The organism is Pseudarthrobacter sp. P1 (genome assembly GCF_050156935.1).
Lineage (GTDB): Bacteria > Actinomycetota > Actinomycetes > Actinomycetales > Micrococcaceae > Specibacter.
The window spans coordinates 2110380-2133550 of the sequence record NZ_CP189584.1 but is presented as its reverse complement, the minus strand read 5'-3'; the positions used below and the strand labels follow the sequence as shown (position 1 = coordinate 2133550).

The following is a 23171-nucleotide window of genomic DNA, read 5'->3' as shown; positions in this document are numbered from 1 at the left end:
TTGCCGCCGGGCCGGTAGCATTCCACCATGGCACAAACGGAACAGGCCCCGCCCGCCACGGGGTCCTTCAGCCGCACGCTGGCGCTGCTGGTGGCGGGGACCTATTTCATGGAGATCCTGGACGGCACCATCATCTCGACGGCGGCCGCCGCCATGGCACAGGACCTCCACGTCCGGCCGGTGGACATCAACGCCGCCATGACCAGCTACCTGATCACGCTGGCCGTGGGGATCCCAATCAGCGGCTGGCTGGCCGAGCGGTTCGGTGCGCGCCGGGTCTTTGCCGTCGCCATTGCGGTGTTCACGGTTGCCTCGGTGCTCTGCGCCGCCAGCCCCACCCTCACCACCCTGTGCCTGGCCCGGATGCTCCAGGGCCTGGGCGGTGCCATGATGGTCCCGGTGGGGCGGCTGGTGGTGTTGCGGAACACGGACCGGAAGCAGTTCCTGGAGGCCATCGCCTACCTGACCTGGCCGGCGCTGATCGCCCCGGTGGTGGCGCCGGCGCTGGGCGGGCTGTTGACCACCTATGCCAGCTGGCACTGGATCTTCCTGCTGAACGTGCCCCTGGGCGCGGCGGGCTTCGTGCTGGCCTGGTTTGTGGTGCCGGCCGTCCGGGCCCAGCATGTTCCGCCGCCGGACTGGCTGGGTTTTCTCCTGTGCGGCATTTCGCTGGCGGCGCTGGTCCTGGGCATGGAACAGGTGGGATCGGCTCCCACCGATTGGGCCGCCGTCGCCGCGCTCCTGGCGGTGGCGGTGCTGGCCGGGGTGCTGGCGCTGCTGCGGTTCCGCCTTGCCCGGCATCCGCTGCTGGATCTGGCCGCGCTGCGGATCCCCACCTTCCGGGCCGGAAACGCCGGCGGCGGGCTCTACCGGCTCGTCATCAACGCCGTGCCGTTCCTGCTGCCGCTGATGTTCCAGCTGGGATTCGGCTGGAGCGCGTTTGAGGCGGGGCTGATGGTGATGGCGGTCTTTGCCGGCAATGTGCTCATCAAACCTGCCACCACACCGCTGATCAGGCGATTTGGCTTCCGTGCGGTGCTGATCCTAAGCAATGCTGGCGGCGCCGCGGTGCTGGTGCTCTGCGCGCTCCTGAACCCCTCGACGCCGCTGGCGGTGACCGCCGTCGTGCTCTTTGCCAGCGGCGTGCTGCGGTCCATCGGGTTCAGCGCGTACAACACCGTCCAGTTTGCCGACGTGCCCGCGCCGAAGATGTCGGGTGCCAACACCCTGTCCTCGACCATTGCCCAGGTGGCCACGGGGCTGGGTGTGGCAGTGGGCGCGCTGGTGCTGCGCGCGGCACAGGCCATCCTCGCCACCGCCGCGCCGGACGCACCCGAGGTGGCGGGCTACCAGTGGACCTTTGCCGTGTTGGCGCTGCTGATGCTCTATCCCGTGCTGGAAGCGGTGCGGATGCCGGCCCATGCCGGTGAGGCCGTGCGCGCCCGCTGAACCGGGCCGCCGCCGACGATGGCAGTGGACGGCCGCAGTCCGCGGTCACATTTCCCGGTCACATTCACTGGCCGTGAGCGCTCCGTGCCATGATGGCCGCACTCCAAGGGAAAGGAACGACGACGATGTCTACCTGGAAGATTCGGGATTTCCATCCCTCCGATCTGGAGGGGATCCTGCACCTGTGGGAGTCCCTGAAGGCCTCCAATGTGAAGCCCGTCTACGATCTCGCCGAGGTGCTGGCCTCCTGCGAAAAGGACCATGCCGTGGTGGCCGTCCAGGGTGAGACGCTGGTGGGTGCCGCCGTCGGCCGCGCCGCCCACGACCAGGGGTGGATCGTCTTCCTGGCCACCCTGCAGCCGTGGCGCGGGCAGGGGATTGGCACCTCGCTGCTGGCCGCCGTCGAACAAAGGATGGGCCACCTGGGGCTGGACAAGCTCTCCGCCCTGATGCCCACCAGCGAGACGCGCGTGGAGGCGTTCCTGAACCGCGGGTTCGAGGTCAAGGCGGACCTGCGCTACTTTGAGCGACGCATTCCCGTCCAGCGCGCCGAGCTCGGTGCCCTGGAGCAGCTGGGCGGGCGGATCCTGCCGCGCAACCTCTGGGAAAACGTCGCGGGCATGGCCCTGGAGAAGCAGCTGCTGGAGCGGCGACTGGTGCTGCCGCTGGCGCAGTCGGAGCTGGCGGAGGAATTCGGCGTGGTGCCCCCGCGTGCCGTGGTGCTGTTCGGCCCGCCCGGGACGGGCAAGACCACCTTTGCCAAGGCGATCGCCTCGCGGCTGGAATGGCCGTTCGTGGAGGTCTTCCCCTCGCGGCTGGCCGCCGACCCCGCGGGGCTGGCGGGGGCGCTGCGCGAGACGTTCCTGGAAATCGCGGAGCTGGAGCACGCGGTGGTGTTCATCGACGAGGTGGAGGAGATCGCCTCCCAGCGCTCGGGGGAGCCGCCGTCGCCGCTGCAGGGTGTGACCAACGAGCTGCTGAAGATCATCCCGGCCTTCCGCGACCAGCCCGGGCGCCTGCTGGTGTGCGCCACCAACTTCATCCGGTCCCTGGACTCGGCCTTCCTGCGCCACGGCCGGTTCGACTACGTGATCCCCATCGGGCTGCCCGACACTCAGGCCCGCACGGCCATGTGGCAGCGGTTCATCCCCGCCAGCGTGCTGGACGTGGTGGATGTGGCGGCGCTGGTGGAGCGCAGCGAGGGATTCTCGCCGGCGGACATCGAGTTTGCGGCCCGCAGCGCGTCCCAGCGGGCGTTGGAAAAGGCCGTGTACGACGCCGGCGGCGCCGCCAGTGCCAACGGCGCCGGCCGGCGGGGGCCGGCGACGCTGGATTATCTGGAAACGATTGCCGACACCCGCGCCACTGTCAGTGCCGAGGTGCGCGACGCCTTCCTGGAGGACATCGACGCCCTGGCCCGGACCTAGCGCCTGACTCCGTGGGCCCAGGCTCGACCACCGGTGGTCGAGCCTGGGCCCACGGCCGCAAGGGACCCGCAGCGAGCCTGCGAGCTGTGGGAGCGGCTGGGGAGCGAGACCCCGGGACGGGGACCGTTAGGCGACGTGGAACTCGTTCGGGTGCGGGCCCACGCGGCCGTCGTTGTCCAGGGCGTCGATCGCGGCCATGTCGGCGTGAGTGAGCTCGAAGTCGAAGACGTCGAAGTTGGCGGCGATGCGCTCCGGCGTGACGGACTTGGGGATCACGATGTTCCCGCTCTGCAGGTGCCAGCGGATGATCACCTGGGCCGGGCTCTTGCCGTGGGCCGTGGCGATGGCCACGATGTCCGCGTTCTCCAGCAGCTGTCCCTGGGCCAACGGGCTCCAGGACTCGTGGGCGATGCCGTTGGCGTCCTCGAACTCCTTGAGTGCCTTCTGGGCCAGCAGCGGGTGGGTCTCCACCTGGTTCACGGCCGGGACGGTGCCGCCCAGGTCGATGATGCGCTGCAGGTGCTCGGGCTCGAAGTTGGAGACGCCGATGGCCTTGGCCCGGCCGGAGGCGGCGATCTCCTCGAAGGCCTTCCAGGTGTCCAGGTAGAGGTCGCGGTCCGGGGTGGACCAGTGGATCAGGTACAGGTCCACGTAGTCCAGGCCCAGCTTGCGCAGGCTCTCGTCAAAGGCGGCCAGCGCCGTCTCGTAGCCCTGCTCCGAATTCCAGAGCTTGGTGGTGATGAACAGCTCGGAGCGGTCGGTGCCGGTGCGGGCCAGGAACTCGGCGATGGCCTCGCCCACGCCCTCCTCGTTGCCGTAGATCGCGGCGGTGTCGATGCTGCGGTAGCCGGCATCCAGCGCCGCTGTGACGGCCGCGGCCGATTCCTCGTTGGGCACCTGCCAGACGCCGAAGCCCAGCTGCGGCATCTCCACGCCGTTGTTCAGGATCACTGCGGTGGACAAAGTCTGCTCAGTCACGAAAATCTCCTCATTGGTTTTCTCTTCCATGGGCGGCAACCGGGGCCGCGGGAACTATATTCCGTACTCTACGGAATGCCGCGGGTTAGCATGGCCAGCGCGCGGTTGGGCGCCAGCGAGGCCGGATGGCAGCCGGGCTGCCCCACGCCGAGCGCACCTCGATGACGCCTAAAGCCATTTCTTCCGTTTGAAGATCAGGTACATCAAACCGCAGAGCACGACCATCAGGCCCACGGCAAAGGGGTAGCCGTAGAGCCATTTGAGCTCCGGCATCACCTCAAAGTTCATCCCGTACACCGAGGCCACGAACGACGGTGCGAAGAAGATGGCCGCCCAGGAGGAGATCTTCTTGACCTCCTCGTTCTGGGCCACGCTGGTCTCGTTCTGCCGGTTGGTGGTCAGCGTCCCGTCCACCGTCAGCGCGTTCTGCAGCAGCTGGCGGAAGGAATCGGCCCGGGTGGTGACGGATTGGACGTGGTCCTCGACGTCGCGCAGGTAGCGCTGGAGTTCGATGTCCACGCCGTACTTGGCAAAGCCGTGCTTGAGCTGGTCCAGCATGTCCGCCAGGGGGTGGATGGCGCGCTGGAACTGGATGACCTCACGGGAGAGCTCATAGATGCGCCGGGACACGGTGGGGTCGCCGGCAAAGAGCTGGTCCTCGATCTCGTCGATGTCGTTTTCCAGCCCGGCCACCACCGGGGCGTAGTCGTCCACCACCTGGTCCAGGATGGCGTAGAGCACCGCCTCCGGTCCCAGGGCCAGCAGCTCCGGCCTGCTTTCGAGCCGGTGCCGCGTCCGGGCCAGGCCGGGGGTGTCGGCCTGGCGGATGGTGATGACGAAGTCCTTGCCGGTGAAGATGTGCAGCTCGCCAAACTCCACCACCTCCTCCGCATCGATGTAGCGCGCGGGGCGCAGCACGGTGAAGAGGTTGTCGTCGTAGCGCTCCAGCTTGGGCCGCTGGTGGGCGCTGATGGCATCCTCCACCGCCAGCTCGTGCAGGCCAAACTCCGCCGCCACGGAGGTCAGCTCCGCCATCGTGGGGCGGTACAGGCCGATCCACGCCATGCCGCCGCGTTCGGCCAGGGTCTCGTAGGTCTGTTCCAAGCTGACGGGGTCGGCGGTGCGCACGCCGTCGACGTACACGGCGTTGTCAATGATGGTCACAGTCCCATTATCGGCACAGGGCCTATAGCAGTCCGTCCAACAGGGGCTGGACACGGTAGGGAATGTGCTCGTGCAGGGCCAGGGACGTCTCGGAGCGGATCACGCCGCGGATGCGCAGGACGGAGCGCAGGGCCACATGCAGGCTGGGCACATCGCGTGCCGCAATCCGGCACCAGACATCGCCCCGGCCGGAGATCTCGTAGACCTCCAGCACCGCCGGCTGCTTGCGCAGGGCCGCTATCACGCCGTCGAGCTCGCGGTGGGTGACCTCCAGAGTCACGAAGGCGACGACGTCGTAGCCGATGGCGGCCAGGTCCACCTCGCGGCCGCCATCGCGCAGGGCGCCGGAGCGCAGCAGCCGGCGCAGATGAGCCTGCACGGTGTTCCGGGCCGCGCCCACCTGCTCCCCGAGCTCGCCGATCTGCGCCCGGGGATCGGCCACCAGGGCCAGCAGCAGCTTCAGGTCGAGGGGGTCCAAGGTGCTCATGCGTCTCACTCCGGTGTCAGTCTGGCGGCCAAATCTGATCACGATGATCAGTTCATGGCGAATAATCTGCCGCATTGGTCGCCGTTGCTTCATCCTATAGATGAAATTGAGTGGAAACCGGCCCACGAGGCCACTTTCCACCGGCATCCGGCCCCACCACGGCCGGGCAGCAGAGCCGCGGCACACGACGCCGGGGCCGGACCAAGGAGCCACCCCGTGACAGTTTTGCGCGAGCTGCAAATGCGACCCGCCCTCCTCCAGCGCTGGGGCTGGGATGCCTCGGTCACCGGACGCCTGGTGCTGGCCGGCGCGGTGATCTTTACGCTCCTGGTGGGCGCCAATATGGCCACTCCGCTTTACGGGCTGCTGGCCCACCGGCTGGGGCTGGACTCGCTCGGCGTCACGGTGGCCTTCGCCAGCTATGTGCTGGCCCTGATCGGCGGGCTGTTGCTGGCCGGGCACTGGTCCGACTACATCGGCCGGCGTGCCGCACTGGTGCTCGCGGTGCTGATTGGCGTGGCCGGCGGGATCGTCTTTGCCAACGCCTCCAGCCTGGCCATGCTGGCCGGTGGGCGTGTGCTGCAGGGGCTGGCCGTGGCGCTGGCGACCGGCGCCAGTTCCGCCGCCCTGCGCGACCTGCTGCCCACCCGCCCGGACTGGGCCTCGCGCTTCACGCTGCTGGCCTCCGCGGGCGGCGTCGCGGCCGGCCCCGTGCTGGGCGGCCTGCTGTCCCTGCTGCCCGACCCGACCCGGACGCCCTTCCTGGTCCAGTCCGTGGCCCTGATCCTGCTGCTGGGCATCCTGCTGGCGCTCAAGGCCCGCCCGGCCATCAAGCCGGCGCCGCAGGGGACGGCACTTGCCACCCTGCGCCCGCGCCGGCCCTCCGTCTCGGCGGACGCCCGGGGGGCGTTCTGGCTGGCCTCGCTGGTGGGCTTCCTCAGCTTCTCCGTGTTCGGCTTCTGCCTCTCGCTGGCCCCGGGCTACTTTGCCTCCGTCATGCACACCGACGCCCGCCCGGTGGTGGGAGTGCTGGCCGCACTGACCCTGGGCAGCTCGGCGCTGAGCCAGCTGCTCACCGTCCGCGGCCGTCACGTGGTGCCGCTGGGACTGGGCCTGCTGGGCGTCTCCGTGGCGCTGATTGCCGTGGCGGGCGCGACGGGCGGCGGAGCACTGCTGGTGCTGGCCTGCGTGGGCGCCGGCGCCGGTCAAGGGCTGGCGTTTCGCGAGGTCTTCAACACGGTGGCGTCGAGCGTGGAGCCGGCCCGGCACGCGCAGATCATCAGCGCCGTGTACGTCATCACCTACCTCGGCAGCGCCGTGCCCGTGCTCGGCATGGGGGCCGCCGCCACGGTGTGGGGGCTGCCCGCCGCCGTCGACGGCTTTGCCGTGCTGGCCGTGGCGGCCTGCGCCGCGCTCGCCGCCGCCGCGGTGCGCGCCTCCCGCACCTAACAAGCCTGACGGCGTGCCCGGTGTGCCCAACGTGCCCCGTGCGGGCGACGGCGGCACTCCGGGCACGCCGTCGCCCGCGTTGTCAATGCAAGCAAGGACTTCTTTGCAATCCTAAAATGGTGGCATGACCACCCCACAGGAACCATCCTCCGGCGCCCCCGCGGCGCGGATCTTGGATGTCGCGGCCATGAAAGCCTTGGCGCATCCGCTGCGCGTCCAGATCCTCGAGGCGCTGGCCAACTACGGTGCACAGACCGCCTGCGGGCTCGGCGAAATGCTCAACGAGTCCAGCGGCTCCACCAGCTACCACCTGCGCCAGCTGGCCAAGTACGAGTTTGTGCACGAGGTCCAAGGCAAGGGGACCGCGCGTGAACGGTGGTGGGAACGCTCCCGGGGCGCGATTGTGCTGGGCGCCGCGGGACCGGACGACGGCACCGCCGCCACCGATGCAACGCGCGTTGTGGCACGTGAGATCGAACGCTCGCGCTCGGCGGCACTGGAGGAGTTTGTAGCCTGCGGCCATGACAGGCTCCCCGCCGAGTGGCAGGAGGCCGCCACACTGACGACGGCGCACGCGCGGCTGACGGCGGCCCAGCTGGCCGACTTCTCGCGCCAGGTGGACGATTTCTCGGCCAGGCTGCTGGCCGAACTCAAGGACGCAGGGGTCCAGCCGGGCGCACGCCCGGTCCAGGTGCACTTCAACGCCTTCCCCCTGGTCTCCCGGGAAGCCGAAAGGTCCATCCCCAGGGAGGGCAACTCCCAGAACCACACGAAGGGAAAAGAACAATGAGCAACAACTCCGCACGCCTGCCCCGCCGCCGGCCCGGAATCATGTCCTCGCTGGCCAGCCATGCGGGCGTGGCGCTGCAGAACTGGGCGGCCCGCCGCGAGGCGGCCACGGTGGAGTCCCTGCAGTTCCAGGAACGGCTCAGCAACCGGCTGGACGCCCAGACCGGCGCCCTGCACGACGGGCTGCTGCGCTAACCGCAAGGCTCGCTCCGGGGGCGGCAAACAACGCGGACGGCGGCGGAGGATGTCCTCCGCCGCCGTCGCCGTGCCCCGGGCCCGGCGCTACTGCGCGAGCGGGCCGGAGTGGCCGGGGATGTGCTTGAATACCAGGGTGGTTTCGGTGTGGCCCACCACGGGATCGGTGGTCAGGTTGTCCAGCACCCAGTCGCGCAGGGCGTCGGTGTTGGCGACGGCGATGTGCAGCAGGTAGTCCACCGAACCCGAGGTGTGGAAGGTGGAGAGCACCTCCGGCAGCAGCGGCACGCGGGCCGTGAAGCGGTCGATCTGGTCGCGGTCGTGGGCGCGCAGCCGGACGGCGATGAGGGCCTGGACCGAGCGGCCGATGGCGGCCAGGTTCAGCTTGGCCTCGAAGCCCTCGATGGCGCCTCGCTCCAACAGGGACCGGGTCCGCATCAGTGCCGTGGAGGGCGCAATGCCCACGGCATCGGCCAGGTCGCGGTTGGTCATCCGGGCATCGGACACCAGAGCGTCGATGATCTGCCGGTCCACGCCATCGAGCTGTTCGGGATGCTGCCCGAGCAGGGCCGGTTCGCGCCGAACATTCTTCGCCGGTGACGCCATTGTTTCCTCCTGGAATGGTCAGACCTTTGCGTTTTGTCTGAATGATTGCCGCTTTGTTCGATATCCTATCAAAATCGCGAATTTATGCACCATACTTGCCCCATCTGATATCCATTGGCAATTGGTTTGTGATGATGCTCCGTTCCGGGGCTGAGGGGCAGGAAATCATGTTTGGTCCTGATACAACGGCGGTCCATGCCGGGAGGGCGGGCCTGACCGCGCTGGGCGTCCATGCGGTTCCGCTGGACCTGTCCACCACTGCGCCGCTGCCCAATGTGCACGACGGCGGCGCCGCCTACGAACGCCTGGCCACCGGCGGCACGCCGGAGGAGGGCCAGAGCACCGTTTACCAGCGGCTGTGGAACCCCACGGTGGCGCGGTTCGAGGAGGGCCTGGCACAGCTGGAGCGGGCCGAGCAGGCCGTGTCCTTCGCCACCGGAATGGCCGCCCTGAGCGCCGTGCTGCTGGCCGCCGTCGCCGCCGGCAAGGGGCACGTGGTGGCCGTCCGCCCGCTGTACGGCGGTTCGGACCACCTGCTGGCCACCGCGCTGCTGGGCACCACCGTCACCTTTGTCCAGCCCGCCGAGGTCCGGGCCGCACTGCGACCCGACACCGGGCTGGTGATCGCGGAGACGCCGGCCAACCCGGACCTGCGGCTGCTGGACATTGCCGCGTTGGTCCGCGAGGCCGACGGCGTGCTGGTGCTCATTGACAACACCTTTGCCACGCCTGTGCTGCAGCGCCCGGTGGAGCATGGTGCCACGCTGGTGCTGCACAGCGCCACGAAGTTCATTGGCGGGCATGGCGATGCCATGGGCGGCGTGGTGGCCACCGATGCCGCCTGGGCCGCTCGGCTGCGCCAGGTCCGGGCCGTGACGGGTGGGCTGCTGACGCCGTGGCCGGCCTATCTGCTGCACCGCGGGCTGGCCACGATGCCGGTGCGCGTGCGCGCCCAGCAGGAGAGCGCCAACAAGATCGCCGGCACCCTGGCCGGGCACGAGCTGGTGGAACGGGTGCTGTACCCCGGACTGCCCGAGTGCGATCCACTGGGCCTGGTGGGCTCGCAGATGGCCGGCCCCGGCTCCCTGCTGTCCTTTGAGTTGGCCTCGGCCGAGCATGCCGAGCGCGTGCCCGGCGCCGTCTCGCTCATCACCCACGCCGTATCGCTGGGCGGCATCGACACGCTGATCCAGCACCCGGCGGGGCTGACCCACCGGCCCGTGGCCGCCGAGGCCAAGCCGCATGCGGCGATGCTGCGGGTCTCCATCGGGTTGGAGGACCCGGCGGACATCCTGGCCGACCTGGTGGCAGCCATCGAAGCCTCACGCTAGGCGCGGATCCGCCGTCCTGCCTTGGGTGGGGCGGCGGACCGGCAGCAGCAGGAGCGCGGCGGTGGCGGCGGCCACAAGCACGGCGGACAACGCCGCCACGAGGGCCGGCCAGCCCAGGGACTGGAAGAGCAGGCCCATGGCCCAGCCCAGGACGGAGGAGCCGGCGTAGTAGCTGAGGTTGTAGAGCGAGGCGGCCTGGGCCCGCCCCCCGTCCACGGCGATGGCACCGGTCCAGCCGGAGGCAATGGCGTGGGCGCCAAAGAAGCCCGCGGTGAACAACACCAGTCCGGCCAGGATCACCGGCACCCGGCCGTCCAGCGTGATGGCCAGCCCGGCCAGCATCGCGCCCGTGCTGCCCAGCAGGGCCGCCCGGCGTCCGACGGCGGCGGCCAGCGCCGCGGAGGCCCGCGAGGACACGGTGCCGGAGAGGTAGGCCAGGAACAGCAGCCCGACAGCGCCGGCCGGCATCAGGTAGGGCGGGGCCGCCAGCCGGAAGCCGAGGTAGTTGTATACGCTGACGAAGGCGCCCATCAGGCTGAAGGCCTGGATGTAAAGCCCGGCCAGCGGCCTGCTGCGCAGCTGCGGGGCCAACCGGGCCAGGACCGTGCCCAGCCCGCCGCCCCGGACCGGGGCAAAGCCGCGGACGGCCGGGGCCAGCAGCAGGAAGGCCACCGCCGCCAGCGCGGCGGCGCTGGAGACCGTGAGCGTGGCTGCCCGCCAGCCCGCCACGTCCGCCACCGGGCCCGCCAGCAGCCGCCCGGACAGCCCGCCCAGGCTGGTGCCCGCCACGTAGGCGCCCGCCGCGGCGGTGGCGTGCCGGGCGCTGACCTCCTCGCCCAGATACGCAATGGCCAGGGCGGGGATGCCGCCCAGCGCCGCACCCTCGGCCAACCGCAGCGCGATGAGCACCTCAAAGCTGGGTGCCGCCGGCACCGCCAGCCCGGCCACCGTGGCCAGCACGATGGCCAGCCCCATGGCGCGCACCCGTCCCAGCCTGTCGCCGGCGAAGGACCATGGAACCACTGCCAGGGCCAGGCCGATGGTGGCGGCGGAGACCGCCAGCGAGGCTTGGGCGGCCGTGACGCGCAGGTCCGCGGCGAGCAGCGGCAGCACCCCCTGCAGCGAATACAACTGGGCGAACGTGGCGACACCGGCGCAGGCCAGTGCGGCCATGATCCGCCGGTAGCCCGTGGATCCGGGAGCGTGTCCGGCCCAGGCCGGAGCCGGGGGGTGCATTGCTGTGGTCATGGAATCCACGCTAGGTCCGCAAAACCCATGCGTCCAATGCATAATTAGGGCATTATTCATTCACTTCTGCGGTGGCCGGCGGCTCCGCGGACAGGAGGGGCCATGGACCACGGCGACTACGCGGATCTGGCGACGCTGCTGCCGGTGCTGCCCATCCTGGCCCAGCTGGGGGAGCAGGGCCACATCACGGCCACCGCGGAGATCCTGGGCATCCCGCAGCCCACTGTCAGCCGCGCGCTGGCCCGTGCCTCCGCCGTCGTCGGCACGCCGCTGACCATCCGCGAGGGGCGCGGCATCCGGCTGAGCCCGGCGGCGCTGGTGCTGATCCCGCGCATCACCGCAGCCCTGGCCGAGATCAGCGGGGCGCTCGCGGCGGCGCGCGAGGAGGCCGGGCGCAGCCATGGGCGGATCACCGTGGCCTTCCAGCACACCTTTGGCGAGGCCACGCTGCCGCTGCTGATCCAGCGCTTCGCCGCCGGCCATCCGGGCGTCAGCTTCGAGCTGCACCAGGGCAGCCGCGCGTTTGCCCTCGATGCGCTGGCCTCGGGAACGGCGGACCTGGCCATCGTGGCCCCGCCGCCGGCGCCGGGCCGCAGCGTGGAATCGCGGTTGCTGTACTCCGAACCGCTGCGGCTGGTGGTCCCGGCCGGCCATTGGCTGGCCTCGCGGCGCAGCGTGCGCCTTGAGGAGGCCCGCGCCGAGGGCTTTGTGCTGCTGGGGCACGGCTACGGCATGCGCTCCATCGTGGAGGCACTGTGCAAGGCGGCCGGATTCAGGCCGCGGGTGGCCTTTGAGGGGCAGGATTCGCACACCGTGCGCGGGCTGGTGTCCGCGGGCCTGGGCGTCAGCGTGCTCCCGCCGTCGGGCCCGGACCATCTGACCCCGGCCCGCAGCGCCCTGGGCTGGGTGGAGGTGGAGATCGAGGCGCCGGTGGCAACGCGCAAGATCGGGCTGGCGTGGCGCCCGCGCAGCGATGAGCCCGCGCAGGTGCGCCACTTCCGCACCATGGTGCTGGGGGAGGGGATCGAGCTGCTGCGCGAATCGCTGGGGCTTGGAACCGTTAGCTAGGAAACTCCTCTAGAGGCCAGCCAAGAATCCGGCCAGGACCTCCGATGCCGGAAGCGCCTCGGCCTGCCGCCAGGCGGTTCCGGCCCACAGGTTCAGCGCCTGGGCGTCGCCGGCGGCCGCCGCGGCCGCGCGGATGCCGGAGGTCAGGAAATGCACGTGCGGATAGGCGTCGGGGGCCTGCTCCGAATGCTCGCGGACAAAGCGGTTGACCAGGGCCCGGGCGGGCTTGCCCGTGAAGGCCCGGGTGAGGGCCGTGCCGGTGAACAGCGGATCGGCCAGCGCCGCCTTGTGCAGTTCCCGCGCCCCGCTTTCCGGCGTCCTGAGCAGTGCGGTGCCCAGCTGGACGGCCTGTGCACCAGCGGCCAGCACGGCCCGGGCCGCGGCGCCGTCGCCGATTCCGCCGGTACCGACCAGCAGAAGGTTCGACACGGCGGCAACGGCCGCCACCAGCTCCGCCACCGAGGCAAAGCCGGCTCCGGCGGGCGCGGGCAGGAAAGCAGCGGTGTGGGCGCCGGCATTGGCATGCTGGACCACCAGGGCGTCCACCCCCGATTCCTGTGCGGCCAGGGCCTCGGCCGGGCTGGTGACGCTGGCCAGCACCACCGTCCCGGCACGCTGCAGGCGCCGGACCACCTCCCGCGGGGCCAGCCCAAAGGTAAAGCTGGCGTAGGGAACGGGGTCGGCGCACAGCAGCTCGAGCTTCTCCTGCCACCCGTCATCCAACCGGTCCGGCAGCGCGGGCAGGGGGGTTCCATAGGCGAGGGCCTCGGCCTCCAGGACGGTGCGGTAGGCGTCCAGACCCGCCGGCACGCCGCCGTCGCCGGGCTGCGGCACAAAGACGTTCACGCCGAACGGGCCGGTGCCGCGCACCGCGGCGATCTGGGCCGCGAGCGCATCCACCGCCAGATAGCCGGCGGCCAGGAATCCGAGGGTTCCGGCACCGGCCGCGGCCCGGACCAGGGCCGGGGTGGAGGTGCCACCGGCCATGGGCGCAACAATCAACGGGGATCCAAACATGCCACTAGTCTAGGTGGGTGCATCCGAACCCCCAGACGCAGAACGCCCCGCCGGCCGCCCCGCCGGGAACAATAGTTGGACTGGACATTGGCGGGTCCAAGACGCGCGGCATTGCCTGGCGCGACGGCGTGGTCGTGGCCGACGCCGTGGCCGGCAGCGCCAATGTGCAAAACGTCAGCCCCGAGGTGGCGGCGGAACATCTGGCCGAGCTCTTCGCCGCGCTCGACGCCGCGTCGCCGGGCCTGGCCCCGCGGGCGGTCTTCGCCGGCGCGGGCGGCATCGACACGCCCGAGGACGCGGCGGCGCTGGAGGCGCTGATCCGCCCGCACGCGCCGTCGGCCGCAATCACCGTGGTGCACGACACCCGGCTGCTGTTGGCCGCTGGCGGGACGGACACCGGGGTGGCGGTGATTTCCGGGACGGGGTCCGCCGCCTGGGGGACCAATGACGACGGCGCCGCCGCCCGGGCCGGCGGCTGGGGATACCTGCTGGGCGATGAGGGCAGCGGCTACTGGTTGGGCCGCGAGGCCGTGCGGTACAGCCTGCAACGGATGGACCGGGGGGAGGCGCCGGACGGGCTCACCACGATGCTGCTGGCGCACTGCGGACTTGCCCATCCCCGCGAGCTGATCGCGCATTTCCACCAGGAAACCCGCCGCTACTGGGCGGCCACCTCGCCCGTGGTGTTCGACGCCGCCGCGGCAGGGCATGCGCACAGCCTCGCCCTGATCGAGGAGGCCGGCGCCGACCTGGCCACGCTGGCTGCCACCTGCGCGCACCGGCTGGGCATCACCGGCCCGATCGTGCTGGGCAGCGGGCTGGGCAGCAACCAGCCGGCCCTGCAGGAGGCCTTCCGCACGCACGCCGCGGCCCAGGGGCTGGGCGAGGTGCGCATCCTGGACAAGGATCCGATCTTCGGCGTCCCCTCGCTCGTCGGAAACAACTAGGGCGCAGTTACCGTCGAAAATCCGCGGATTTTCGACGGTAACTGCGCCCTAGTTGGGAACCGTCAGGAAGTGGGCGGCGGGGCGGTGCTCTGGCGCACGATCAGCTCCGGCTCGACCACCTCGTGGTGCTGCCCGGCGTCGGGGTTTTCGATCTGCGCCAGCAGGTGGGCCACGGCGCGGCGGCCGGTGTCCTCGAAGGATTGGCGCACCGTGGTCAGCGGCGGGGTGGCATAGGCTGCCAGGTCGATGTCATCGATGCCCACCACGGAGATGTCCTCCGGGATGCGCCGGCCCAGCTCGGTCAGGGCCCGAATGACGCCGAAGGCCATTTCGTCGCTGGCGACCAGCACGGCCGTCACATCCGGCATGCGGCCCAGGATCAGTCCGTTGCGGTAGCCCGATTCCGGGCTCCAGTCCCCGTGCAGTGCCGGCGGAACCTCGCGGCCGGCCTCCTGCAGGACCCGGCGCCAGCTCTCCAGCCGGCTGGCGGCATCGGACCACTCCGGCGGTCCGGAAATGTGCCAGACGGTCCGGTGGCCCAGCCCGAGCAGATGGTTGGTGGCCAGAACGACGGCGGCATCCTGGTCGACGCCGACCAGATCGTCGCTCATGCCGGAGGAGCCGTCGGTGGTGACGGTGGGGATCCGCGCGGTGAGTTCGCGGACCCGGCGGGCGGCCTCCAGCAGCGGGGCGGCAATGATCAGGCCGTCCACGCCCTGCAGCACCAGCCGGCCCACGGCCTCGGTCAGGCTCTGGGTGCTGAGGTCGGAGGTGACGGAGTTGACGGCGTAGCCCGCCTCGCGCGCGGCCAGCTCCACGCCCAGTGCCATCGAGGACCGGGAGTAGTTGTTGGTGGCCAGGGTGACGACACCGATGGTGCGGCTCAATCCCGTCACCAGGGCGCGGGCGGTGTTGTTGCGGCGGTAGCCCAGCTCCTCCACGGCGGCCAGGACGCGGCGCTTGGTGTGCTCCTGGACGTTGGGGTGGTCGCTGAGCACGCGCGAAACGGTCTGGGCGGACACCCCCGCAGCCTGCGCGACGTCGCGCATGGCCGGGGCGCGGTTGGACTGCCGCTTGTGCATTCTTCTCCTTCGATCGGGTCAATGTTGGCTGTAACAACACTAACATTTATGCCCTGTTTGTCCCGCGATGGACGCGCCCCGGCGAATGGGACTAGTCTTGTTATCGATAACAGACCATTTGTCCGTCCCACGCCAGCGGGAGCCGGTGAAACCCGGCCGCCGGGTGGTCCGCCGGCCGCCCGTCCCCGCGGCCACAACGCGAAGGAGCACGATCACTTTGGAAGCGCAGCTGTCCACTCCCACGTTGTCCGGTGAGGGCGAATCCGCCGGCAGTGTCCTGAGCATCCATGGCGGGCAACTGCGCCGCCATGGTGAGCCGCACCGGATCCTCGCCGGAGCCATCCACTACTTCCGCGTGCATCCGGACCAGTGGGAGGACAGGATCGCCCGCCTGGTGGCCATCGGTGCCAACACGCTTGACACCTATGTCGCCTGGAACTTCCACCAGCCCCGGCAGGACACGGCACCGTCGTTCGATGGCTGGCGCGATCTGGCCCGGTTCATCACGCTGGCCGGCGACGCCGGGCTGGACGTCATTGTGCGCCCCGGCCCGTACATCTGCGCCGAATGGGACAACGCCGGCTTCCCGGCCTGGGCCACGTCCACGCCCGGGGTGGCGCTGCGTTCCTCCGACCCGGCCTTCACCGCTCCCATCGAGGCCTGGTTCGACGCCCTGGTGCCGATCCTGGCGCCGCTGCAGGCCAGCCAGGGCGGTCCCGTGGTGGCGGTGCAGGTGGAAAACGAATACGGCAGCTACGGCGACGACAAGGACTACCTGCGCTGGAACCGCACCGCGCTGGCCGAGCGTGGCATCACCGAGCTGTTGTTCACCGCCGACGGCGGCACCGACTACTTTCTGGACGGCGGCGCGCTGGAGGACACCTGGGCCGCGGCAACGCTGGGCAGCCGCGGGGAGGAGGCAGTGGAGGTCTGGAAGCGCCGCCGCCCGCAGGACCCGTTCTTCAACGTGGAGTTCTGGAACGGCTGGTTTGACCACTGGAACGAGCAGCACCACACCCGCGCGGCCGGCGACGCCGCCGGCGAGGTCCGCACCATCCTGGACCTGGACGGTTCCATCTGCCTGTACATGGCGCACGGCGGCACCAACTTTGGCCTGACCAGTGGCGCCAACCACGACAAGGTCATCCAGCCCACCGTCACCAGCTACGATTCCGACGCGCCCATTGCCGAGGACGGCACGCTCACCGAGAAGTTCCACGCCATGCGTGCGGCCTTCTTCGCCGCCGCGGGCACGGAGCCCACCCCGATCCCGGCCGCACTGCTGGAGCCGGTGCGCCCGCTCCCGGCGCAGCGCATCCCGGCCACGCCGGGCACCGGCCTGCTGGAGCTGGTCCGCGCCGGAGCGCCGGTGGCCAGCGTCAAGCCGCTCAGCTTCGAGCAGCTGGGCCTGGACCGCGGCCTGGTGCACTACACGGCCACGGCCGTCCTGCCCGATGCCGAGGCCACCATCAAGATCCGCGGCCTGCACGACCGCGCCTACCTCTGGGTGGACGGCGTGCTGGCCGGCGTGCTCGACGACGGCGCCGGCGCCGACGGCATCAAGGTGCCCGGCCGCGGCGTGGCCGTGACGCTGGAAATCCTGGTGGAGAACCAGGGCCGCATCAACTACGGCCCGCTGTTCGGCCAGGGCAAGGGCATCCTGGACGGCGTGCTGGTCAACCAGCGCTACGTCTTCCACTGGGAACAGCGCCCGGTGGAGCTGGAACGGCCCATCGCGGAGCTGCTGGCCGCCGCCGCTGCCGGTGCGGCAGCCGCCGCGCAATCGCCGGCCGCCGCCGGGCCGGGCTTTGCCCATGCCGAGCTCACGGTGGCCGAGCCGGCCGATGCGTATCTGGCCTTGCCTGGATTCGGCAAGGGCTTTGTCTGGATCAACGGCTTCCTGCTGGGGCGCTACTGGGAAATCGGCCCGCAGGTCACGCTGTACCTGCCGGCTCCGCTGCTGGACCCCGGGGTGAACACCATCACCGTGCTGGAGCTTGAGCACCGCGGCGAGGCGCTGGAACTGCGCGGCGCCCCGGAGCTGGGTGCCGCAGCTCACCATGTGGAAAGCCTGGGCTAAACCCCCGGCTGGGTAGGATTGGGGGTGTGATGACCAAGTGGATTCCGGCCCGGGCCGTAGCGGCAGCTCTGGCGCTGTCGGCGCCATTGCTGGCTGCCTGCACGGCCACCACGCCCCCTCCCGCCCCCATTTCCTCCACCGCCACGCCCGCCACCACGGCCGCCGTGCCGCTGGTGGTGGGCGGCGGCATCGTCCCCGACCATGCAAACCCGGGCGAGGGCGCCGTGCTGGCCGAGCTCTACGCCGGGGCGCTGAACGCCGCAGGGATCCCCGCCACGACCGCCGCCGCCAGTGCCTCCCGGACGGCGGCCATCGGCGCCCTGGAGACGGCCGCCGTCGACGTCGTGCCCGACTACGCGGCCAGCCTGCTGGCCCAGCTGGACCCGGCCAGCATTGTCTCGACGGCCGATGTGCCCAAGGCCGTGGCCGCCAAGCTTCCGGCCGGGCTGGCCGCCCTGGACGCCGCCAAGGCCGCCGACAGCGATGCCCTGGTTGTCACAAAGGTCACCGCGCAGAAATATTCGCTGAAGACCATCGAGGATTTGGCCAAGGTCTGCGGCCAGATCGCGATCGGTGCCTCCGCGGACTTTGCCACCCGGCCCGATGGGCTCCCCGCGCTGAGGGCGCGCTACGACTGCAACCCGCTGTCCTTCTCCACCCTGGAGAGCACCGGCGGGGCGTTGGTGGTGGCCCTGCTGCGCGACAATGTGCTGGCCGCGGACATCCACACCAGCTCGCCGGCGATCAGCCAGAATGACCTGGTGGTCCTGGACGACAACAAGAAGGCATGGCGCGAGGACCACGTCCTTCCGCTGGTCAATGCCGCCGCCGTGCAGCAGCCGGCCCGGGACGTGCTCAACAAGGTCTCCGGGATGCTCACCACGGAGGACCTCATCGCCCTGAACCGGCTGATGGCCGGCAGCCAGGCCGTGGGCCCGGCCCAGGCCGCGGCGCAGTGGCTCGTGGACAAGGGACTGGCCAAGAAGCAGGGCTGACGCAGGCCACTTTTTGCCCATTGGACCGCCGCCCGCGGCCGCCATGTCCGCGGCGGGGTGCCGCGTTGTGCAATATTTGGTAAATGGCAGAATTCAAGCAGTCCACCAAGCTCCACAACGTCCTCTATGACATCCGTGGACCGCTGTTGGCGAAGGCGCAGGCAATGGAAGCCGAGGGCCACCGCATCCTCAAGCTGAACATCGGCAACCCCGCCCCGTTCGGTTTCGAGGCCCCCGACGCCATCCTGGTGGACATGATCCGCCACCTGCCCCATGCCCAGGGCTACACGGATTCGCGCGGCATTTTCTCCGCCCGTACCGCCGTCGTGCAGTACTACCAGACACGCGGCATCCACAACATCCACGTCGACGACGTCTACCTCGGCAACGGCGTCAGCGAGCTCATCACGCTCTCGCTGATGGCGCTGCTGAACAACGGCGACGAGATCTTGGTGCCCACCCCGGACTACCCGCTGTGGACCGCCTCGGTCTCGCTGGCCGGCGGCCGCCCGGTGCACTACCTCTGCGATGAGGACAACGAGTGGTGGCCGGACCTGGAGGATTTGGAAGCGAAGATCACGCCCAAGACCAAGGGCATCGTGATCATCAACCCCAACAACCCCACCGGCGCCGTCTATCCCCGCCACATTGTCCAGGCCATGGTGGACCTGGCCCGCAAGCACGGGCTGGTCGTCTTCTCCGACGAGATCTACGAGAAGATCCTCTACGACGAGGCCGAGCACATCAACACCGCCACCCTCACCGGCGACGACGTGCTCTGCATGACCTTCTCCGGCCTGTCCAAGGCCTACCGCATCTGCGGCTACCGCTCCGGCTGGCTGGCCATTTCCGGGCCCAAGGCGGCCGCGGCGGACTACCTGGAGGGCATCAACCTGCTCGCCAACATGCGCCTGTGCGCCAATGCACCGGGCCAGCACGCCATCCAGACGGCGCTGGGCGGGCACCAGAGCATCGAGGATTTGATCCTGCCCGGCGGCCGGCTGCGCGAGCAGCGCGACATCGCGTACAAGATGCTCAACGAGATCCCCGGCGTCTCGGTGAACCAGGCCAAGGGCGCGCTGTACCTGTTCCCCAAGCTTGACCCCGAGGCGTACCCGATCAAGAGCGACGAGAAGTTCGCCCTGGACCTGCTCACGCAGCAGAAGATCCTGATCTCCCACGGCACGGCGTTCAACTGGGTGCGGCCGGACCATTTCCGTCTGGTGACGCTGCCGTCGGTGAAGGACCTCTCGGAGGCCATCGGTCGGATCGGCGAGTTCCTGGGCAGCTACAGGCCCTGACCCGGAGCCGGGACACGGTGCAACTGCCCCGCGGCCAACGCTTGCTTTGACCAAGGCAGTGGCGTTGACTGCGGGGTAGTTGTTTAACCCGTTGACCCCGACAGGCAAGGAACCCCATGGCGGACAAGAAGCTCTTTGCACAGAATCCGGCCGGGCTGTTGCGGGTGGGGGAGGGGTTCCGCCTCGCGGACCAGCCCACCAATGCCGCACCCGGGTTTTCAGGCGGAAAGAGCGACGGCGGCACCGCCCTGGCCGCGCGCTCCGGGGTGCTTTCCGTGCTGCAGGAACAGCTCTTTGCCGAAAGCCGCTATGGCGGCACCAAGTCCGTCCTGCTGGTGCTCCAGGCCATGGACACCGCCGGCAAGGGCGGGATTGTGGGCCATGTGGTGGGCTCGGTGGATCCGCAGGGCGTCGCGCTGAAGGCCTTCAAGGCGCCCACCGACGAGGAAAAGTCGCACGATTTCCTCTGGCGCATCCGCAAGGCCGTGCCCGCGGCGGGCATGTTTGGCGTCTTTGACCGCTCGCACTACGAGGACGTGCTGATCCACCGCGTGCACGGCTGGGCCGACGCCGCCGAGCTGGAGCGCCGGTATGCGGCCATCAATGACTTCGAGGCGGAGCTGGTGGCCAACGGCACCACCGTGGTGAAGGTGATGCTGAACATCAGCCCAGAGGAGCAGAAGGCACGCCTCACCGCCCGCCTGGCGGACCCGAGCAAGCACTGGAAGTACAGCACCAGCGACCTGGACGAGCGCGCCTACTGGCCCAAGTACATGGACGCCTACCAGGCCGCGTTCGAGCAGACCAGCACCCCGGCGGCCCCCTGGCATGTGGTGCCCGCGGACAAGAAATGGTACGCCCGGCTGGCCGTCCAGGAAATCGTGGTCGAGGCCCTGTCCAAGCTCAACCTGCAGTGGCCCAAGGGCGACTTCGACCTCGCCGCGGAGCAGGCCCGCGTCGCCGCCTGCTGAGCCACGCCTCGGCGGCTACGCCTCGGCGGCGGCGCGGGCGGCGTCGAGGCGGGCCTTGGCCCCGGCCAGCCATTCCTCGCAGCGCTGCGCCAACGCCTCCCCGCGCTCCCACAGGGCCAGCGATTCCTCGAGGCTGGCGCCGCCGGCCTCGAGCTGGCCGACCACTGCCACCAGCTGCTCGCGCGCCTGCTCGTAGTTCAGTGCCGCCACATCGGCGTTGGCGGGTGTTTTCTTCTCTGCCATGGGTTCTGTCCTGTCCGGTGGTGGGGCATTGTCTGGGGTGTAGCGGTCAGCGGCTGCCGGCGGTGGCGGCGAATTCCCCGGCCGCCACGCGCACGCGCAGTGTGGTGCCGTCGGGCGCCTGGGCGGGGTCCCGCACCACTGCGCCGTCGGGCAATTGGACCACCGCATAGCCGCGGTCCAGGGTCTTTTGCGGGGACAGCGCGCGCACCTGGGCGCGCAGGTGGGTGACCTGGTCCATATGCCGTGCGACGGCGGAGCCGACGGCGGACAGTGCCCGTCCGGCCAGCCGCTCGATGTCCTGCGCACGGGCGGTGACCATGTCCTCCGGGTACGCCATGGACGGGCGCGAGCGCAGGGCGGCGATCCGCTCCGCCTCCCGCTCCACCAGGGCGTTGATGCGCCGGTTGAGCTGGCCGCGGGCCTGTTCCACGCGCCGCAGCTCCTCGACCACGTCCGGCACAATCCGCTTGGCCGCGTCGGTGGGGGTGGAGGCGCGCAGATCCGCCACCTCGTCCAGCAGCGGCCGGTCCGCCTCGTGGCCGATGGCGCTGACCACCGGCGTGTGGGCGGCGGCCACGGCACGCACCAGGGATTCGTGGCTGAAGGGCAGCAGGTCCTCCATCGAACCGCCGCCGCGGGCAATCACGATCACATCCACGTCCGGGTCCGCGTCCAGCTCGGCCAGGGCGGCGCTGACCTGGGCCACGGCGTTGACGCCCTGGACCGCCACCTCGCGGACCTCGAACTCCACGGCGGGCCAGCGCAGGGCTGCGTTGCGGAGCACATCCTTCATGGCGTCCGAGTTCCGTCCCGTGATCAGTCCGATCCGGTGCGGCAGCAGGGGAAGCTTTTTCTTGCGGTCGGCATCGAACAGGCCCTCGGCGGCCAGCGCCTGGCGCAATGCCTCGATGCGCATCAGGAGATCGCCCAGTCCCACCGGGCGGATGTCCCGGCCCTGCATGGACAGCCGTCCGGTCTTGAGCCAGAAGTCCGGCTTGAGCTGGGCCACCACGCGGGCCCCGCGCTCCAGCGGGGTCGCCATGGACGCCAGCACCGAGCCCCAGACGGTCACGCTGAGGGAGACCTCGGCGTCGATGTCGCGCAGGGTCAGGTAGCTGACATTGGCCCGCTTGTTCAGCTCAATGACCTGCCCTTCCACCCAGGCCGCGGGGGCGCGCTCGATGTGCGCCTTGAGTTTTTCGGAGAGCAGGTGCAGCGGCCACGGGTTCTCCGCGGACGTCTCGCCCGCGGTGGCGGGGATGGCGGTCTGGGCCGGGGCCGAGCCCAGCAGGGCATCGCCTGCGGCCAGCCCGGTGCCGGACTCGCCGTCGCCGGAGCGTGCCTGGGTTGTCTCTGCCACCGGATGTACCTCCACTTGCCTGGTGCCGGCGCGCCGTGCCGGTGCGTCCGCGCATTCCACTCTATCTACATGATGGCGGTGGGCACCGACGTTTGGTCCGTGCAGGCCGGTATTGTGGACAGCCCAAGGACCCGATTTCTGGAGATGCATGCGAACCATTGGATCAGCGATGGCCATTCTGGCCTCCCTGTTGTTGGCCGCCGCGGCCGTCCCGGCCCTGTGGCTGGACGCCAATGTGGTGCAGGAGCGCGGTTTTGTGGCGCTGGCCGCGCCGCTGGGGGAGGACGCCGAGTTCCAGGCGGCGCTCTCCAGCGCCGCCGGCACCGCGGCGTCGACGTCGCTGGACCTGCCGCCGGGGCTGGCGGGGCTGGTGGCCCCGCTGGTCACCACGGCGGCAGCGGCGCTGAACACCGACCCGGCCTACCCGGCGGCGTGGACCGAGACCCTGGCCCGCACCCACCGGCTGTCGGTGTCCGCCCCGGGCGCCGCGGGGCAGCCTGACACCCTGGTGCTGGACGTGGCACCGCTGCTGGGCCTGGTGGTCAACCGGCTGGCGGCCTCGGTGGGAGCGGAGATCACCCCGCCGGCGACCATGCAGATTCCGCTGGGCACCCCCGCCAACCGCGAGGTGGTCTCCCGGCTCACGCAGGCGGGTCCGGTGGGCTGGTGGCTGGCCGTAGGCGCCGCCGCCGCGCTGGCCCTGGGCCTGGCCCTGGCACGACGGCGGTCCACCACGGTGCTGTCCGCCGGACTGGGCCTGGCCGTCGTCGTGGCCGTGTGGAAGGGGGCGGCCACCTTGGCGGCGGGCGCCGTGGAGGCGATGGACACCGGCAATCCGATGGCGCAATTGTTCAAGGACAGGTTTGTGCTGGCCGCCACGGCGAGCCTGGACGGCTGGATCCTGGCCGGAGCGCTGTGCGCTGCGGTGCTGGTGCTGGCCGGCGGCCTGGCCAGGCTGGTGCACCGCCGGGCCACGTAGGATGG

The 23171-nt window shown here is 70.4% G+C and carries 22 protein-coding genes; 13 read left to right on the top strand and 9 right to left on the bottom strand.

Going from position 1 to position 23171, the window contains the following annotated elements:
• Positions 1-27: 27 nt before the first annotated feature.
• Both ACQCSX_RS10070 and ACQCSX_RS10065 read left to right on the top strand, forming a co-directional pair.
• Positions 28-1449, top strand: coding sequence for an MFS transporter (locus tag ACQCSX_RS10070; RefSeq protein ID WP_427018844.1), 1422 nt, complete (start codon positions 28-30; stop codon positions 1447-1449).
• Positions 1450-1574: 125 nt separating this feature from the next.
• The gene (locus ACQCSX_RS10065; protein ID WP_427018843.1) at positions 1575-2876 is read left to right on the top strand and encodes an ATP-binding protein; all 1302 of its coding nucleotides are present in this window, start codon (positions 1575-1577) and stop codon (positions 2874-2876) included.
• 126 nt (positions 2877-3002) lie between these two features.
• Here the strand turns inward: ACQCSX_RS10065 and ACQCSX_RS10060 are convergent, their stop codons facing one another.
• From ACQCSX_RS10060 to ACQCSX_RS10050, 3 genes are all read right to left on the bottom strand, one after another.
• Positions 3003-3803 carry an aldo/keto reductase gene (locus ACQCSX_RS10060; RefSeq protein WP_427019023.1) on the bottom strand — a complete coding sequence of 267 codons (801 nt, stop codon included), beginning with the start codon at positions 3801-3803 and terminating at the stop codon, positions 3003-3005.
• Between the two features lie 219 nt (positions 3804-4022).
• On the bottom strand, positions 4023-5018 hold the full coding sequence (gene corA, locus ACQCSX_RS10055; RefSeq protein WP_427018842.1) for a magnesium/cobalt transporter CorA: 996 nt from the start codon (positions 5016-5018) through the stop codon (positions 4023-4025).
• Positions 5019-5040: 22 nt separating this feature from the next.
• The gene (locus tag ACQCSX_RS10050) at positions 5041-5505 is read right to left on the bottom strand and encodes an Lrp/AsnC family transcriptional regulator (RefSeq protein ID WP_427018841.1); all 465 of its coding nucleotides are present in this window, start codon (positions 5503-5505) and stop codon (positions 5041-5043) included.
• A gap of 216 nt (positions 5506-5721) precedes the next feature.
• Between ACQCSX_RS10050 and ACQCSX_RS10045 the strand changes: the two genes are divergently transcribed.
• The 3 genes from ACQCSX_RS10045 (at position 5722) to ACQCSX_RS10035 (ending at position 7938) form a co-directional block, all read left to right on the top strand.
• Positions 5722-6954, top strand: a complete 1233-nt coding sequence (locus ACQCSX_RS10045) for an MFS transporter (RefSeq protein ID WP_427018840.1) — start codon at positions 5722-5724, stop codon at positions 6952-6954.
• 124 nt (positions 6955-7078) lie between these two features.
• Positions 7079-7744 (top strand): ArsR family transcriptional regulator, encoded by a 666-nt coding sequence (locus ACQCSX_RS10040; protein WP_427018839.1) that lies wholly within the window; start codon positions 7079-7081, stop codon positions 7742-7744.
• Entirely contained in the window at positions 7741-7938 is a 198-nt protein-coding gene (locus ACQCSX_RS10035; RefSeq protein ID WP_427018838.1) for a hypothetical protein, read from the top strand. Before ACQCSX_RS10040 ends, ACQCSX_RS10035 begins: the two co-directional genes overlap by 4 nt.
• Before the next feature lie 87 nt (positions 7939-8025).
• Here ACQCSX_RS10035 and ACQCSX_RS10030 read toward each other — a convergent pair whose 3' ends face one another.
• Positions 8026-8544, bottom strand: a complete 519-nt coding sequence (locus ACQCSX_RS10030; RefSeq protein ID WP_427018837.1) for an Lrp/AsnC family transcriptional regulator — start codon at positions 8542-8544, stop codon at positions 8026-8028.
• Between the two features lie 167 nt (positions 8545-8711).
• Between ACQCSX_RS10030 and ACQCSX_RS10025 the strand changes: the two genes are divergently transcribed.
• Positions 8712-9875: a trans-sulfuration enzyme family protein gene (locus tag ACQCSX_RS10025; protein WP_427018836.1), complete on the top strand. Its 1164-nt coding sequence runs from the start codon at positions 8712-8714 to the stop codon at positions 9873-9875.
• On the opposite strand, the gene ACQCSX_RS10020 is transcribed toward ACQCSX_RS10025, so the two are convergent.
• A complete protein-coding gene (locus tag ACQCSX_RS10020; protein ID WP_427018835.1) occupies positions 9867-11123 on the bottom strand; it encodes an MFS transporter in 1257 nt (418 codons plus the stop codon). The two genes, ACQCSX_RS10025 and ACQCSX_RS10020, sit on opposite strands and share 9 nt — an antisense overlap.
• 102 nt (positions 11124-11225) lie before the next feature.
• Here ACQCSX_RS10020 and ACQCSX_RS10015 point away from each other — a divergent pair, with 102 nt between their 5' ends.
• Positions 11226-12191 (top strand): LysR family transcriptional regulator, encoded by a 966-nt coding sequence (locus ACQCSX_RS10015; RefSeq protein ID WP_427018834.1) that lies wholly within the window; start codon positions 11226-11228, stop codon positions 12189-12191.
• 9 nt (positions 12192-12200) lie between these two features.
• Here the strand turns inward: ACQCSX_RS10015 and ACQCSX_RS10010 are convergent, their stop codons facing one another.
• Positions 12201-13208 (bottom strand): nitronate monooxygenase, encoded by a 1008-nt coding sequence (locus ACQCSX_RS10010; RefSeq protein WP_427018833.1) that lies wholly within the window; start codon positions 13206-13208, stop codon positions 12201-12203.
• 17 nt (positions 13209-13225) lie between these two features.
• Between ACQCSX_RS10010 and ACQCSX_RS10005 the strand changes: the two genes are divergently transcribed.
• Positions 13226-14155, top strand: a complete 930-nt coding sequence (locus ACQCSX_RS10005) for an N-acetylglucosamine kinase (protein ID WP_427018832.1) — start codon at positions 13226-13228, stop codon at positions 14153-14155.
• Between the two features lie 62 nt (positions 14156-14217).
• On the opposite strand, the gene ACQCSX_RS10000 is transcribed toward ACQCSX_RS10005, so the two are convergent.
• On the bottom strand, positions 14218-15237 hold the full coding sequence (locus ACQCSX_RS10000) for a LacI family DNA-binding transcriptional regulator (protein WP_427018831.1): 1020 nt from the start codon (positions 15235-15237) through the stop codon (positions 14218-14220).
• Positions 15238-15454: 217 nt separating this feature from the next.
• Here ACQCSX_RS10000 and ACQCSX_RS09995 point away from each other — a divergent pair, with 217 nt between their 5' ends.
• The 4 genes from ACQCSX_RS09995 to ACQCSX_RS09980 all read left to right on the top strand — a co-directional run bounded on the left by ACQCSX_RS09995 (position 15455) and on the right by ACQCSX_RS09980 (position 20584).
• Positions 15455-17317 (top strand): glycoside hydrolase family 35 protein, encoded by a 1863-nt coding sequence (locus tag ACQCSX_RS09995; protein ID WP_427018830.1) that lies wholly within the window; start codon positions 15455-15457, stop codon positions 17315-17317.
• A gap of 29 nt (positions 17318-17346) precedes the next feature.
• Entirely contained in the window at positions 17347-18312 is a 966-nt protein-coding gene (locus ACQCSX_RS09990) for an ABC transporter substrate-binding protein (RefSeq protein ID WP_427018829.1), read from the top strand.
• Between the two features lie 83 nt (positions 18313-18395).
• Positions 18396-19613, top strand: a complete 1218-nt coding sequence (locus ACQCSX_RS09985; protein WP_427018828.1) for a pyridoxal phosphate-dependent aminotransferase — start codon at positions 18396-18398, stop codon at positions 19611-19613.
• A gap of 116 nt (positions 19614-19729) precedes the next feature.
• Positions 19730-20584 carry a polyphosphate kinase 2 family protein gene (locus ACQCSX_RS09980; protein WP_427018827.1) on the top strand — a complete coding sequence of 285 codons (855 nt, stop codon included), beginning with the start codon at positions 19730-19732 and terminating at the stop codon, positions 20582-20584.
• 15 nt (positions 20585-20599) lie between these two features.
• Here the strand turns inward: ACQCSX_RS09980 and ACQCSX_RS09975 are convergent, their stop codons facing one another.
• Both ACQCSX_RS09975 and xseA read right to left on the bottom strand, forming a co-directional pair.
• Positions 20600-20827 carry an exodeoxyribonuclease VII small subunit gene (locus ACQCSX_RS09975; RefSeq protein ID WP_427018826.1) on the bottom strand — a complete coding sequence of 76 codons (228 nt, stop codon included), beginning with the start codon at positions 20825-20827 and terminating at the stop codon, positions 20600-20602.
• A 46-nt stretch (positions 20828-20873) separates the two neighbouring features.
• The gene (xseA, locus tag ACQCSX_RS09970; protein ID WP_427019022.1) at positions 20874-22118 is read right to left on the bottom strand and encodes an exodeoxyribonuclease VII large subunit; all 1245 of its coding nucleotides are present in this window, start codon (positions 22116-22118) and stop codon (positions 20874-20876) included.
• A 238-nt stretch (positions 22119-22356) separates the two neighbouring features.
• Here xseA and ACQCSX_RS09965 point away from each other — a divergent pair, with 238 nt between their 5' ends.
• Positions 22357-23166, top strand: a complete 810-nt coding sequence (locus tag ACQCSX_RS09965) for a hypothetical protein (RefSeq protein WP_427018825.1) — start codon at positions 22357-22359, stop codon at positions 23164-23166.
• Positions 23167-23171 lie beyond the last annotated feature (5 nt).

What these genes read in the sequence shown, in the direction of transcription:
- ACQCSX_RS09965 (WP_427018825.1), top strand. Translation starts at nt 22,357, where the DNA reads ATGGCCATTCTGGCCTCCCTGTTGTTGGCCGCCGCGGCCGTCCCGGCC.
- ACQCSX_RS09980 (WP_427018827.1), top strand. Translation starts at nt 19,730, where the DNA reads ATGGCGGACAAGAAGCTCTTTGCACAGAATCCGGCCGGGCTGTTGCGG.
- ACQCSX_RS10040 (WP_427018839.1), top strand. Translation starts at nt 7,079, where the DNA reads ATGACCACCCCACAGGAACCATCCTCCGGCGCCCCCGCGGCGCGGATC.
- ACQCSX_RS10015 (WP_427018834.1), top strand. Translation starts at nt 11,226, where the DNA reads ATGGACCACGGCGACTACGCGGATCTGGCGACGCTGCTGCCGGTGCTG.
- ACQCSX_RS10035 (WP_427018838.1), top strand. Translation starts at nt 7,741, where the DNA reads ATGAGCAACAACTCCGCACGCCTGCCCCGCCGCCGGCCCGGAATCATG.
- ACQCSX_RS10000 (WP_427018831.1), bottom strand. Translation starts at nt 15,237, where the DNA reads ATGCACAAGCGGCAGTCCAACCGCGCCCCGGCCATGCGCGACGTCGCG.
- ACQCSX_RS10060 (WP_427019023.1), bottom strand. Translation starts at nt 3,803, where the DNA reads ATGCCGCAGCTGGGCTTCGGCGTCTGGCAGGTGCCCAACGAGGAATCG.
- ACQCSX_RS10050 (WP_427018841.1), bottom strand. Translation starts at nt 5,505, where the DNA reads ATGAGCACCTTGGACCCCCTCGACCTGAAGCTGCTGCTGGCCCTGGTG.
- ACQCSX_RS09975 (WP_427018826.1), bottom strand. Translation starts at nt 20,827, where the DNA reads ATGGCAGAGAAGAAAACACCCGCCAACGCCGATGTGGCGGCACTGAAC.
- ACQCSX_RS10065 (WP_427018843.1), top strand. Translation starts at nt 1,575, where the DNA reads ATGTCTACCTGGAAGATTCGGGATTTCCATCCCTCCGATCTGGAGGGG.
- ACQCSX_RS10070 (WP_427018844.1), top strand. Translation starts at nt 28, where the DNA reads ATGGCACAAACGGAACAGGCCCCGCCCGCCACGGGGTCCTTCAGCCGC.
- ACQCSX_RS09990 (WP_427018829.1), top strand. Translation starts at nt 17,347, where the DNA reads ATGACCAAGTGGATTCCGGCCCGGGCCGTAGCGGCAGCTCTGGCGCTG.
- ACQCSX_RS10030 (WP_427018837.1), bottom strand. Translation starts at nt 8,544, where the DNA reads ATGGCGTCACCGGCGAAGAATGTTCGGCGCGAACCGGCCCTGCTCGGG.
- ACQCSX_RS10025 (WP_427018836.1), top strand. Translation starts at nt 8,712, where the DNA reads ATGTTTGGTCCTGATACAACGGCGGTCCATGCCGGGAGGGCGGGCCTG.
- ACQCSX_RS09985 (WP_427018828.1), top strand. Translation starts at nt 18,396, where the DNA reads ATGGCAGAATTCAAGCAGTCCACCAAGCTCCACAACGTCCTCTATGAC.
- ACQCSX_RS10010 (WP_427018833.1), bottom strand. Translation starts at nt 13,208, where the DNA reads ATGTTTGGATCCCCGTTGATTGTTGCGCCCATGGCCGGTGGCACCTCC.
- ACQCSX_RS10020 (WP_427018835.1), bottom strand. Translation starts at nt 11,123, where the DNA reads ATGACCACAGCAATGCACCCCCCGGCTCCGGCCTGGGCCGGACACGCT.